This is a genomic window from Spirosoma agri, assembly GCF_010747415.1.
Lineage (GTDB): Bacteria > Bacteroidota > Bacteroidia > Cytophagales > Spirosomataceae > Spirosoma > Spirosoma agri.
Window position 1 is genome coordinate 2,027,286 of record NZ_JAAGNZ010000001.1, and the last position, 14,430, is coordinate 2,041,715.

General features: G+C 51.5%; 7 protein-coding genes. 6 read left to right on the forward strand and 1 reads right to left on the reverse strand.

The window, feature by feature from the left end:
- The first annotated feature begins 259 nt into the window (after nucleotides 1–259).
- The 4 genes from GK091_RS08325 to dnaE all read left to right on the forward strand — a co-directional run bounded on the left by GK091_RS08325 (nucleotide 260) and on the right by dnaE (nucleotide 9,300).
- Complete coding sequence (locus GK091_RS08325) at nucleotides 260–1,555, forward strand: NAD(P)/FAD-dependent oxidoreductase (RefSeq protein WP_164036233.1); 1,296 nt, start codon at nucleotides 260–262, stop codon at nucleotides 1,553–1,555.
- Between the two features lie 139 nt (nucleotides 1,556–1,694).
- A complete protein-coding gene (locus GK091_RS08330) occupies nucleotides 1,695–2,015 on the forward strand; it encodes a hypothetical protein (RefSeq protein WP_164036236.1) in 321 nt (106 codons plus the stop codon).
- 250 nt (nucleotides 2,016–2,265) lie between these two features.
- Nucleotides 2,266–5,466 (forward strand): TonB-dependent receptor, encoded by a 3,201-nt coding sequence (locus tag GK091_RS08335; RefSeq protein ID WP_164036239.1) that lies wholly within the window; start codon nucleotides 2,266–2,268, stop codon nucleotides 5,464–5,466.
- A gap of 198 nt (nucleotides 5,467–5,664) precedes the next feature.
- A complete protein-coding gene (gene dnaE / locus GK091_RS08340; protein WP_164036241.1) occupies nucleotides 5,665–9,300 on the forward strand; it encodes a DNA polymerase III subunit alpha in 3,636 nt (1,211 codons plus the stop codon).
- A 2-nt stretch (nucleotides 9,301–9,302) separates the two neighbouring features.
- Here dnaE and GK091_RS08345 read toward each other — a convergent pair whose 3' ends face one another.
- The gene (locus GK091_RS08345) at nucleotides 9,303–9,746 is read right to left on the reverse strand and encodes a hypothetical protein (protein ID WP_164036244.1); all 444 of its coding nucleotides are present in this window, start codon (nucleotides 9,744–9,746) and stop codon (nucleotides 9,303–9,305) included.
- Between the two features lie 242 nt (nucleotides 9,747–9,988).
- On the opposite strand from GK091_RS08345, the gene GK091_RS08350 reads away from it, so the two are divergent.
- Both GK091_RS08350 and polA read left to right on the forward strand, forming a co-directional pair.
- Complete coding sequence (locus GK091_RS08350; protein ID WP_164036246.1) at nucleotides 9,989–11,014, forward strand: fasciclin domain-containing protein; 1,026 nt, start codon at nucleotides 9,989–9,991, stop codon at nucleotides 11,012–11,014.
- A gap of 227 nt (nucleotides 11,015–11,241) precedes the next feature.
- Nucleotides 11,242–14,316, forward strand: a complete 3,075-nt coding sequence (gene polA / locus GK091_RS08355) for a DNA polymerase I (protein ID WP_164036248.1) — start codon at nucleotides 11,242–11,244, stop codon at nucleotides 14,314–14,316.
- Nucleotides 14,317–14,430: the final 114 nt, after the last annotated feature.

Consider the following 14,430-nt stretch of genomic DNA (forward strand, 5'->3'; position numbering starts at 1 on the left):
TTTAAAAAATTATATTTTACATAAGCAGCTAATTTGTTATTTTTCTACGTTGATCGGGTTCTCCGCTACAACGGAAACGTTCGCCTTGTGCCGGGTGAAGAACCGCCGAGCTAAACGCAAAGGACAGGGTATTGTCAGGACAGAATCGTATGGCGTGTGTGTACGTAATTTATCACAGTTATACTTAGGTCGCCTGTTAAATAGAGCTGGTCGATCAATGTAGAATACACCACTATAACTCATTTCTCTTTCATCGTTCATGGAAATTGACCCCATCACTTCAGGTAAGAAAAAGAGTATCAATCGCCGGGAACTGTTAAAATATAGCCTACAGGGGGCTGCGGTAAGCGCACTGGGAACCGCATTACCTCCGTCGGCAATGGCCCACATGCCCGCCTTCATTAAAGCACCGGTAAAAAACGGGAACGTCATTGTGGTCGGTGCTGGTGCATTTGGTGGCTGGACTGCACTCCATTTGCTTCGACAAGGCTATACCGTGACGCTCATTGACCAGTTTGGTGCGGGCAACAGTCAGGCGAGTTCGGGTGGAGAGACCCGGCTGATTCGTGCCTATTATAAGGACCCGATCTACGTCGATATGGCGATGCGCGCCATGAACCTCTGGAAAGAGAACGAACCCCGCATGGGTCAGAAACTATTGCATCAGAATGGCTTGCTGTTGTTCAATTACCCATCCAGCAAAGCGGAATCCGATTCGGCGGTGGCTATCTACAAGAAAGCTGGTCTACCACTCGAAAAGGTGAGTCTGGCCGATGCGGTCAAGCGATGGCCGCAAATCGGTACGGATGGTCTTGACCATGTCATGTACGATCCGACCGCTGGGTATTTGGACGCGCGTAAAGGATGTCAGGCTGTGTGCAATTTGTTCGTCAAAGAAGGAGGGACCGTTTTGCAAAAACAGGTGAAACAGGCGTCCATGAAAGGTGGCAAAGCAACGTCCGTATCCCTTACCGATGGCAGTGTACTGGAAGCCGATCAGTTTGTGTTTGCGTGCGGTCCGTGGCTGGTACGGCTGTTTCCTGAACTCACGAAAAAGCTAAAAGTGACTCGTGCGCTCTGTTTCTTTTTTGCTTCTCCATCGGGCCAAGCCGACCTTGTGGAAAATAAACTACCTACCTGGATGGATCGTGACATGGATGGGCCATTTCGCTCGTTTGGGGTACCGGGAAGCGACTTTCGGGGCTTCAAAGTTGGGTTGACACCGCCGGATAATAACGTGACCGATCGCTTCGATACCTATCACCGCTATGCCAAACCCGAAGAGCTGGAACTGGCGCTGAACGTACTGGCTAAGCGATTTCCTAAAATGGTCGGTCAACCCCTGATCGAGCAGCGGGTTTGCCAATATACCAGTACACCCGATACCGACTTTATCCTGGACACGCATCCTGAAGCCGATAACCTTTGGGTGATGGGTGGCGATTCCGGTCACGGTTATAAACAAGGTGCTTCATTTGGTGAGATGGCTGCCCAATCGATTGATGGTAAACTGGAGAAACTAAGCAAATTTGCCCTCAAGCGATTGATTGGTTAAGTTCGTGAACGCCCGAATTTTTGGTGCATGACTCGATTTTAACAACACTCCTTCGTTTGCTGAGTTGTTAGTGAAACAGCAGGCCTTGTACCATCCTTCTATATACCCTGTTCTATTCGGATAATAATCGCCAATCAGTATGCTCATCGAACTGTATGCAAACCCAGACTTTCAGGCCGTAAAACTGCCCGAATCACCTATTGCTAACCTCAACGGCGAACTCCCCGATGAAGAAACGGGCCTCGAACTGGGTGATCTGCTGGGTAGTTTTTCGTCTAGAGAAGAAGCCATAGCGGCCATCACACAACACGTTAATGAGCAGAATGGTCAGGTTACCGAAAGCCACAGTGCTCCGTTCAATGACTATAGCCATGTAGAGTGGTTGACCGTAACGATTGAAACGGACCATAAGCAAATCGAAAATCGTGCCTATTATCTGGTTAGCGATGAAGGCTACTGACCCGAAACGAATAATCAACCAGGCGAGGAGACAAAATCATAACAAACGGTAATTTTGCAAACTATTGTTTATGAGGTAGTTAAATGGATTGGGCCGGTGGTCAGCGGTTTCACTATTAAATTCTTTCGTTTATCCGCGCCGTTCCTACCTGTTTTGTTCGTACAAAGATCACAAACTGATAATGGTTTAGTAACATCAAACCAGAGGAGGATCACTCTCTTTGCAGTGGGAAAAATTTCACTCCTGCTGTATGAACAAACATATACTCCTTTCAACTATTTTATTGCTTCTTTTTGCGTGTCTATCAATTCATAAAGTAAGGGCGCAAACAACGCAGGCATCGATTTCGGGGGTCATCTCAGACGATAAGAAATCGTCTCTGCCAGGTGCAACGGTTCAGGTCCGCAACGAATCAACGGGCTTTACAACCGGGACCGTAACCAACGCGCAGGGTGAATACCTGTTCAAAGAATTGCCACTGGGCGGACCGTACACCATCCGCGCTACGTTTGTCGGTTTCGGCGATCAGCAAAGAACGGGCTACATGCTGAACCAGGGCGATGCTATCCGGGTAAATCTCAGCATGGAAGAGACGGGTCAGTCGCTCGAAGTCGTGCAGGTAGTGGCATCGGGTCTGAAAAACAAGACCGAATTTCTGGGAGCGGCCACGACCATATCGGCGCGGTCGATTGCGGCTTTGCCGGTCAATGGCCGGAATTTTACTTCCCTAACGGATCTGTCACCTCTGAGCCGGGGGACCAATTTATCCGGTCAGCTTGGCTCATCGACCAACTTCACGATCGACGGGACAACGGCCAAGAACCCAACGTCGGCCGGATCAACAACCAGTCGCAGTGGCGCTCCGTACTCGATTTCTATTGAAGCCGTCCGGGAGTTTAAAGTGGTTACCAACCAGTATGACGTTATTTACGGTCGTAGCGGTGGGGGCACCATCAGCGCAGTAACCAAAGCAGGAACGAACAAATTAACCGGTAGTCTTTTCAATTACACACGCGCTAACTGGCTATCGAGCCGGTACGACATTCGGGGTAATGAGCGCAAGGTTCCGTTCTCGACCAACCAATACGGCTTCTCCCTGGGTGGGCCGATCATCAAAGACAAGCTGCACTTTTTTGTCGTCTGGGATCACCAGCAGGATTCGCGTCCGTTGATCATTGCCGACGTTCAGACGCCCGCTGACGAAAGCCGGTTTCTGGTGACCAGAACCACCCTCGACCGGTTTGTGGGCATTGCCCGTGCTCAGTACGGTACAGCCAATACACCCCAGTATGGTACATTCGATAAAGTTCGGGGTTCTGACGCTGCCTTCGCCCGCATCGACTGGCAGCTGAACGAGAAAAACCTGCTGACCATCCGCAATAACTACACCAACGACCGTAACAAACTGGGGCTGGCCGATAACACCGCCATCAACATCTACGAGTCGTACGGGAACGATTTCAACGTGGATAACAGCCTGCTGGCAACGCTGCGTACGTCGCTCAATTCTAAGTTTACGAACGAGCTGAAAGTTCAGCATTTATACACGTACCAGAAAAGTAGCCCCGGCGATCAGTTACCGGCTGCCAACATTCCCCGTAACATCGTCGAGAACGTAGCGTCGACCATCGACGGGGTCAGTCGGGCGACGAACATTCAGATGGGTGGCCACCGCTTCGCGCAGGAAGGCTTCACGAATAACGTACTTCAGCTGGTCGATAATCTGTACTACAACACGAACAAGGCGCAATACACGTTTGGTGTCGACCTGATGTACACCCATGCGAAGTCGCTCTACGGTAGTGAGGTCAACGGACGTTTCCATTACACGGTCGATGGGTCGGCTTCGGCGCTGGATAAGTTTGAACGGTTGCAACCCTACCGGTATTTCCGGGAAGTGCCTCTCGTCGCCGATCCAACGGTTGTCGGTAACACGCTCAACGCCGGTTTATACGGTCAGATGAGTACGAAATTGGCTCGGGGTCTGGACATGACCGCCGGTTTACGGTTCGATTATGGTGTATATCCAAGAGCGGCCTTCAATCAGGTGGTGTTTGATGACCTGGGACTGCGCACCGACAATCAACTTAAATCATTCGTGGTCCAACCCCGCTTGCAGTTAACATGGGATGTCAGGGAAGCGCACAAGGATTTCATCCGGTTCGGAGCGGGTGTGTTCGCATCTGATATCAACAACTACGTCATTATCAACAACCTGACGTTCGACGGAAAGCATTACGGAACGGTTGACGTACGGTCTCCGAACGTACCAACGCCGGATTTTGCCGCCTATCGGTCCAATTACGCCAGCATTCCGTCACTGGCCGCTTTCCAGTTGCCGACCATCAACATGACGGGAGCCGATGCGCGGGTGCCGGTATTGTACAAAGCCAACCTGTCGTACACCCACTATCTCACCGACAAGCTGAAAGTCAGTCTGACGGGCTACGCATCGCTGGCCCGCCACAACTATACCTACGTGGACCGGAACATTGTGGCGCAGCCCTTCTTCCGATTAGCCAACGAAGACAACCGGGGTGTTTATGTGCCTCTGGCCACCATGCCTGCCAATGGCGCGGGTGACTGGCAGCAGGGGCGGGTCAGCCAGCGATTGGGCCGCGTTCTGGAGCTGGGCAGTCAGGGTAAAGTCAACCAGTTTGCGCTCGTGCTTGACGGAACCTACCAGTATTTCCGGGATGGCGAAATCTCGGCGAGTTATACCTGGAACGATAGCAAAGACAATACCTCCTACAACGGTAACGTAGCGAACACCGCTACGCTGGTACAACTGGTAAAAGACGATCCGCGCGACCTAAGCCGGATGACGTATTCCGATAACCAGTTCCGGAACAAAGTGGTCGTCTACGGTACGCTGCCTTCGTTCTATGGCATTTCGATCGGGTTCCGGTACTCAGGCATCGGCGGTACGCGGTACTCGCTGCTATCGGGCGCCAACAACAACGGTGATTTTGTGTCGAATAATGATCTGGCCTTTGTTTTCGACCGGAACAATACGGAGACAGCTGCCAACGTACGGACTGGTTTGCAGAGCCTGTTGGATAGTCCCACCGCCAGCCAGAGCCTCAAAAATTACATCAACGATTACTCAGGTAAAATTGCCGAACGCAACGGGGGCATCAACCGATTCTACGGTGTTTTCGATCTTCGGGCCAACAAGCGCTTCCAGCTGTTCAGAAAGCGGACGTACCTCGATCTGTCGGTGGATGCCTTCAACGTGGCGAACCTGCTAAACCGCAACAAGGGTACAAACATGGCATTGAGCAGTCAAGCGCTGTATGCGCTGGGTGTTCCGGCTTCGGGAGGTAATGCCGCCATTTCCCCCTTTAGCCAGGCAACCCAGCAGTTTAACTACCGCGTAAACGCGACGGGTATCGTTACCCCATCGGGTGATCCATTCCAAATTCAGATTGGTGCCCGTTTTGGATTTTAACAGCGTAGAAAAATAAAGGCGCTTCACTTAATTCACCTCACCGACTGTCGGTGAGGTGAATTTTTTTGTGGTAGGATGTGGTTAACTACACGCGGTTGCCACTCAGCCCTTTACCAAATTCTTTCTAAAATTCTGCGATCATCGTTGCCCGTTACCCGCGTAAAGTGGCTATTTTTAACCCAGTAATCTGCGGATCCTATGCAATTTTCACATCTCCACTGCCACACCCAATACTCGTTGCTCGACGGGCAGGCCGACATTAAGAAGCTGATTAAGAAGGCTAAAAATGACAACATGCCCGCCGTTGCGATCACTGACCACGGTAACATGTTCGGCGTATTCGAGTTTGTGGCCGAAGCCAGCAAGCAGGGTATCAAGCCGATTGTGGGGTGTGAGTTTTACGTGGTAGAAGATCACCATAAAAAGCAGTTCACCAAAGAGCAGAAAGACGTTCGGTATCATCAGTTGCTGTTGGCAAAAAACGCACAGGGCTACAAAAACCTGGCGAAACTTTGCTCACTGGGGTACATGGAGGGCTTGTATGGCAAGTACCCGCGCGTTACGAAAGAACTGATTGACCAATACAAAGAGGGGCTGATCGCTTCGACTTGCTGCATTGGCGCATCGGTACCGAAGACCATCCTGAAAAAAGGCGAAGAAGCGGGTGAAATTGAGTTCAAGTGGTGGCTTGACCGGTTCGGTGAAGATTATTACGTCGAATTACAACGGCACGATATTCCGGATCAGATTAAAGCCAATGAAGTGCTGATCAAGTTTGCCCGGAAATACAACGTCAAGATCATTGCGTCCAACGATTCGCATTACGTCGACCAGGACGACTGGGTGGCGCACGATATTCTGCTGTGCGTGAACACCAACGAAAAGCAAAGCACACCGTCGATGAAGGATTTCAGCGACGACGATGTGATGCCCAAAAATACCCGCTTCGCCTTCTTCTCTGACCAGTTCTACTTCAAGAACACGCAGGAGATGACAACGCTGTTTCATGACCTGCCCGAAGCCATCGACAACACGAACGAGATTGTCGGGAAGGTGGAAACGCTGAAACTGAAGCGCGATATCATGCTGCCTAACTTCCCGATTCCCAGGGAGTTTCAGCAACATACCGACGACGTACTGAACCAGTGGGAATACCTGCGTCACCTGACGTATGAAGGTGCCAAGGAACGTTACGTCGATATTCTGCCCCATATTCAGGAACGCCTTGATTTTGAATTATTCACGATCAGGACGATGGGTTTTGCCGGGTACTTCCTGATCGTGGCCGACTTCATTAAGGCGGGTCGCGATCTGGGCGTGATGATCGGGCCCGGTCGTGGGTCGGCAGCGGGTAGTGCCGTGGCGTATTGCACCGGTATCACCAACATCGACCCGATCAAATACGACCTGCTGTTCGAGCGGTTCCTGAATCCCGACCGGAAGTCAATGCCCGATATCGATACTGATTTTGACGATGAAGGTCGTCAGAAAGTGATCGACTATGTGGTGCAGAAATATGGAAAAGCGCAGGTTGCCCAGATTGTTACGTACGGTACGATGGCGTCAAAATCATCGATCAAGGACGTAGCGCGGGTGATGGATTTGCCCTTGCAGGACGCCAACGCCGTCGTGAAACTCGTACCCGACAAGCCGACGTACAACATGACGCTCAAGCGCATTTTCGAGGACCCCCTCGAAGGGCCGGGCGGTTTGTCGAACGTCATCCAGCCGGAGGAGCTGGACAATGTGAAGCGGATGCGGGCGCTGGAGTCGGGCGATAAGAGTGCGGCAGCGGCCATGCGGATCGTCGATTACGAAAAAGTGTCGGCGGTGCTTAAGCAGGCTCGTAAACTCGAAGGTACCGTTCGAAATACGGGATTACACGCGGCCGGAATTATCATTGCGCCCAGCGACCTGTCGGACATCGTACCCGTCTCGACCTCAAAAGATACGACCCTCATCATTACCCAATACGAGGGGAAAGTCATCGAGGATGCGGGCGTAATTAAAATGGATTTTCTGGGGTTGCGCAACCTCACCATCATTAAGGAGTGCCTGCGTCTTCTTAAGCAGAACCACGGAGGATTGCTCATCGATGGCGTCGAAACCGGCATTGATGACATTCCACTGGACGACGACGAAACGTACAAACTGTTCCAGCGGGGCGAGACCAACGCGGTGTTCCAGTTTGAATCCGACGGCATGAAGAAGCACATGAAGGACCTGAAGCCTGACCGCTTCGGTGATCTCATTGCGATGAACGCCCTCTACCGCCCCGGCCCGATTGCCTACATTCCGAACTACATCAATCGGAAACACGGTCGTGAAGAAGTTAAATACGACATGCCAGAAATGGAAGAGTATTTGGCGGATACCTACGGCATTACGGTCTACCAGGAGCAGTTGATGCTGCTGTCGCAGAAGCTGGGTAACTTCACCAAAGGGGATGCCGACGTACTGCGGAAGGCAATGGGGAAGAAAGACCGGGCCACGCTGGACAAAATGAAAGGTAAGTTTATGGATGGCTGCGCGGCCAATAAACTACCCCTCAAAGTCTGCGAGAAAGTCTGGACCGACTGGGAAGCGTTTGCGTCGTACGCCTTCAACAAATCGCACTCGACCTGTTACGCGTTCGTCGCTTACCAGACGGCCTACCTCAAAGCGCACTACCGCCCGGAATACATGGCGGCCGTTTTGACGAGCTGCCTGGGCACCATCGACAAGATTACGTTCTTCATGGAAGAATGTAAAAACATAAACATTCCGGTTCTTGGCCCGGACGTCAATGAATCCGAACGCTTTTTTGGCGTTAACAAAAATGGGGAGATCCGCTTTGGGTTAGGCGGTATCAAAGGAGCGGGTGATGCCGCCGTGGAAGCCATTATCGAGGAACGCAAAGCGGGTGGCCCGTTCAAAGACATCTTCGATTTTGCCATCCGGGTCAACCTGCGAACGGTGAACAAGAAAACGTGGGAATCGCTGGCTTATGCCGGTGCGTTCGACAGCATCGACGAGTACCACCGGGCGCAATATTTTGAGTTGGCAGAGGGCGATACGTCGCCGTTTCTGGACAAGATTATCCGGTACGCCAACAACTACCACGCCGAAAAAGCTGCGGCTCAACAGTCGCTGTTCGGGGCCATGATGGGCGGGGAGCCCATGCTCAACCGGCCTAAAGCTCCTCTTGTAACGGAGTGGAACCAGATCGAAAAACTGAAGTTCGAGAAGGACGTCGTTGGCTTTTACATCACCGGTCACCCACTGGATGAGTTCAAGCTCGAAATGGATGGCTTCTGTAACACAACGCTGGCCACTATTTTCGAGACGAAACAGCCCGAAATTAAAGTCGGCTGTATTGTTTCCGCCGTACAAATGCGCGTCACCAAAAGCGGCAATCCGTTCTGTATTTTCAAAGTTGAGGATTACAACTCATCGCTTGAAATGGCCCTATTCGGCGACGATTACGTCCGGCTGGTTCAATACATCGAAGTGGGTCGGTTCCTGCACATTACGGGCAAAACCCAAAACAAATGGGGTTCCGAGCAACTGGAATTCAAACCGACGAGCATTCGGCTGCTGAACGATATGCGGGAAAAATTCTGCAAGGAACTTCGCGTGTCACTGACGATCGACTCCCTGAACGCTCAACTGGTAGCCCGGATCAACGAACTCGTCAATGCCCATCCCGGAACCTGCACCCTGTCCCTGAACGTGGTCGATCCGGCTGCCCGTATTGAAATTAGTTTGCAGTCCCGAACGCTGAAGGTATCGCCGGCTAATACCTTTCTGCGGGCGTTGGAGTCCATCGAAGGGGTGACGTGCAAAGTGGCGTAAACTCAGGGGCAAGTCATTTTATTGAGGACATACGCATAGCCAGTGCCGGGCTGTTTGAGGACCCATACACCTTCTTTTTCGACGCGTTCGCCTTCGTGCCAGGTAATGGCATCGGCTTTGAGCGTCAGGTCAAGCGCGTAACGTTGCGTGACGCCTTCACCCGAACGGTCCCAGTTTGCCCGAATCTCGTTACCGCTGATCGTTCCCTGAATCGGTCCCCTTGCCCGATCTTTTTCGTATGGATTGATGTCGAGATAACCCGTTGCCTTTGTCCCGTCTGTGATCAGGCGGAGCGTTGTTGTATCACGTTGCAGCACCTGCTGAAAGCAAAGCGTGTCGCGTGATACTGGTGCTTTGGTGGACTGGGTTTGGCTGGATTCGGTCGTCGAACGACTTTGGCAGCCGAAGGCTAAAACAAGGTTTACCAAGAAGAGAACAGTGCGCATAGACGGGTGAGGTAGTGAGATCTATTTTCCATAACTGGCATTCCACCCGGATGGTTTAGGCCTTTGATACTAGCAATGTTCTCACTATCAATTGGTCGAATCGACAGCTAGTGGTCGCTAAACTGATTGAACGGACAATAAATATACCGTCGGGTGTGCTAACAAAATAGGTAAACCGTCGTTCTTTTACAGAATAGACCAAAATAACCAGAACCTGTTTGCTTACTAACTCTCAATCAATCATGACGCTCAATCTACGCCTATCAGGTGGACGAACGTGGGGCCTTGTATCGGCCATGCTTGTCGCTGTTACTCTTTCGTTCTCGGCTTGTAAAAGTAACGACGACAATACACCAACGCCATCAACCGTGAATGACCTGATCAACACCGGAAATGGTACAACCAATCAGTTCACTATTTTCAGAACGGCTTTACGGCAATCGGGGTTGAGTGGCCCGCTCAGTCAGCAAGGCACGTACACCGTATTTGCCCCAACGGATGCAGCTTTCCGAGCTTTTGGTTACGCTGATACGAATGCAATAAAGGCAGCTCCCGTTTCTTTACTTACAGCAGTCATGCAATATCATGTGTTAACCAGCAGGCTTGATGCGTCGGCTATTCCAACTGCGGTCAATTCCCCCGTACAAACTTTGTCTGGAGGAACACTATACATAACCAAAGGAACGTCTACATCAGCGACGTCTACCACGGGTATTTCGGTTAACGGTGCACGGGTCGTATCGAGCAACGGAGACGCTAGTAATGGAATTGTTCATGTGATCGACCGAGTTCTCTTACCCCCTGTGTTTGGTAACGTCGTGCAGACCATTGCCGGCATCCCAAGCATATTACCAACAGCGTCGTTCAACTACCTGAACGCAGCCGTAACCCGGGCTGGCGTGGTCAGTTCATTAACCGCTACCTCGGGTGGACCCATTACGGTGTTTGCGCCGACGGATGCTGCCTTCACCACGTCGATCCCCAGTCTGACGTCGGTAGCGGCTGTCAATGCGCTACCAGTAGCGCAGCTTCAGCAGATTCTAGCCTACCATGTTATCCCCAATAATCGGTTATATACGCCGTTGATCACCAATGCGTCCAGTCTATCGACCAGTTTGCCAAGTTCGGTACTAACGGCGGCTGTCAGCACGACAGGCGTAACCGTAACCGGTAGAGGAAACGGTACTTCGGCTTCCAACATAACAGGGCCCGACATTACGGCAACGAATGGTGTTGTGCATATTATCGACCGACTGTTAGTGCCTTAGTAACGGCGCTTTCGTGTCGTACTTTCACCAAGAACCGCTTCTGATCAGGAGCGGTTCTTGGCATGTTTAGGGGCTTCCGAACCGGGTGTACAGGAATCAAAACTATGGCTGGACTGTTGTGTTTATAGGAATAAACTCTAGTCCAAGTCTCAATTTGTCGAGTCGAACGTGCGTGATTGTCCGTAAGACTGTCGACCTTTGACACATTGACTTGTGACCTGTATCGAATGGCCAAACCACAAAAAAAACTCTTTCTGTTAGACGCGCTGGCTCTGATCTACCGCGCTCATTTTGCCTTTAACAAAGCACCCCGGATTTCGTCGCGCGGGGTCAACACATCGGCAATCTTCGGCTTCATGAACGCCATGATTGAGGTACTGACGAAGGAAAAACCGACGCATATCGGTGTTGCCTTCGATTCGTCGAAGAAGACGTTCAGGCACGAACAGTTCCCGATGTACAAGGCTACTCGCCAGTCGCAGCCCGAAGACATCAGCGTGGCTACGCCCTACATCAAGCAGATTGTGGAGGCCATGCACATTCCAATTCTGATTCTGGACGGCTACGAGGCCGATGACATCATTGGAACCATCGCGAAAAAAGCCGCACTGGCCGATTTTGAGGTGTACATGATGACGCCTGACAAAGATTACGGGCAACTGGTTGAAGAGCATATCCACATCTACAAGCCCGCTTTTATGGGAAAACCCGCTGAAAAGCTGGGCGTTCCGGAAGTGCTGGAACGCTGGCAGATCGAACGTATCGATCAGGTCGCGGATATGCTGGGGCTAATGGGCGATTCAGTAGATAACATTCCGGGTATTCCGGGGGTTGGCGAAAAAACAGCGCAGAAGCTGATCGCTGATTTTGGTTCGGTCGAAAACCTGATTGCCAACGCCGATCAGTTGAAGGGAAAGCTCAAGGAAAATGTTGTCAATTTTGCGCAACAGGGTTTGCTGTCGAAGCAGTTGGCAACCATTCATCTCGATGTTCCGGTTGCGTTCGATGAAGAACATCTGCGCCATACTGAATACGACAAACCCCGGTTGGCTGCTCTGCTGGATGAACTGGAGTTCCGGCAGATGAAAACCCGGCTATTGGGTGGGAACTACGACGAAAAACCATTGCCCGACGCGTTTAAGAACAATCCATCAGCCCAAATGAATCTGTTCGATTCACCGGGTGGGGACACACCGGCATTTCTGCCGTTCCCGAATATGGGGGCGCTAAAGCCGTCTGGTGCGGATGATCTACCGTTTGACTTCGGATCGGGTTCTGCTCCGGCGGCACCGGCCCCCGTCGAAAAACCAAAAAGTAAGCGCACTAGCGTCAAAGTACCCGTTGCGTCGGCATCGGCAGCAACGCCGGATGCGGTGACTGATTCAACGACCATCGAAGGGGGCGAAACGGTTACGCCAGCGTCGGACCAACCGGCTTATCTGGACGTTTATCCCGACTACGAAATCGACGAAAATCAGCCCGAACGTCGTAAGACAATTTTATCTGTTAAACACGATTACCGCCTGGTCGACACGCCGGAGTTACGCGCGAGTCTGGTGCATTACTTGAGCCTTCAGGAGAGCATTTGCTTCGATTCCGAAACGACCGCCATTGATCCCGTAGAGGCCGATCTGGTGGGTATGTCATTCTCGTATCGGAAGGGAGAAGCCTTTTATGTGCCCGTACCCGAAGACCGTACCGAGGCTCAGGCGGTCGTCGATCAGTTCAAGCCCGTGTTCGAGAACCCGACTATCGGTAAGATCGGGCAGAATCTGAAATACGATCTGCTAATGCTCAAGAAATACGGCGTCGAGGTCCAGGGCAAGCTGTTCGACACCATGATTGCGCATTACCTCATTGAGCCGGAGATGCGTCACAACATGGACATGATGGCGATGACGTACCTGAACTATAGCCCGGTGGAGATCGAAGCCCTGATCGGGAAGAAAGGCAAAGGTCAGCTAACGATGCGGGATGTCGACGTGCAGAAAGTGGTCGAATACGCGGGTGAAGACGCTGATATTACGCTTCAACTGAAAGAAACGTTTGCGCCCCGGTTGGAAAAAGATAACCTGCACAAGCTCTTCGATCAGGTCGAAATGCCGCTCGTACAGGTGCTGACCGATCTGGAGTTAGAAGGCATTACCATTGACACAAACGCACTGGCCGAACTGTCGGCGACACTGGATGTAGATATGCGTCAGGTGCAGCAGGAGATTTTTGGGATTGCAGGTGGTGAGTTCAACATCGGGTCGCCGAAGCAGTTGGGCGAAATCCTGTTTGATAAACTCCAACTCGACAAAAACGCCAAAAAGACGAAAACCGGTCAGTATGCTACGGGCGAAGAAGTATTGTCCAAGCTCGAAGCCGAACATGAGATTGCCCGTAAGATTCTGGACTACCGCGAACTGATCAAACTGAAAAATACGTACGTCGACGCGTTGCCGCTGCTGATCAGCAAGCGAACGGGGCGGATTCATACGTCATTCAACCAGGCGGTGGCTTCGACGGGGCGGTTATCATCCACGAATCCAAACTTGCAGAATATTCCGATCCGTACCCCACGCGGTCAGGAAATTCGAAAGGCCTTCGTACCGCGCGGACCCGAATTTCTGATCATGTCTGCCGATTATTCGCAGATTGAATTGCGGATTATGGCGGCTTTCAGTGGCGATCAGACCATGCTCGATGCGTTCAATAACGGCGTAGATATTCACACGCAAACGGCCAGCAAAGTTTTCCACGTGTCGATTAACGAGGTGACGGGGGAGATGCGTCGGAAAGCCAAGACCATTAACTTTGGTATTATCTACGGCATCTCGTCGTTCGGCCTTGCACAGCGATTGAAAATTCCCCGTAAAGAAGCGGGCCAGATCATCGAAGAGTATTTCGCGGGATTTCCGGCGGTGAAAGATTACATCGATTTGTGTATCGAAAAGGCGAAGGGCTTTGGCTACGCCGAAACGATTCTGGGTCGGCGTCGGTATCTGCGCGACATAAACTCCCGTAACCAGACGGATCGGATGTTTGCCGAACGCAACGCCGTCAACGCGCCAATTCAGGGGAGTGCCGCCGATATGCTCAAGATTGCCATGATCCGTATCCACGAATTTATGCAGGCCGAACGGTTAAAGTCGAAAATGATCCTGACGGTTCATGATGAACTTGTCTTCGATGCGCACCGCGACGAAATCGAACTGCTTCGTGAACGTGTCGATGACATTATGAAGAACGCTATCCCGATGGGTGTGAAGATGGAAACCGGCATCGGTGTTGGTGCGAACTGGTTGCTGGCTCACTAAGCCCTTTACCTACCAGTAAAGCCTCTCTCTGAATACGTTGTATCGGAGGGAGGCTTTTTTATGGGCGCCAGTTATTCGCAACAAAAACCGTCCGGCTAATTTCCCTGCCTCCTG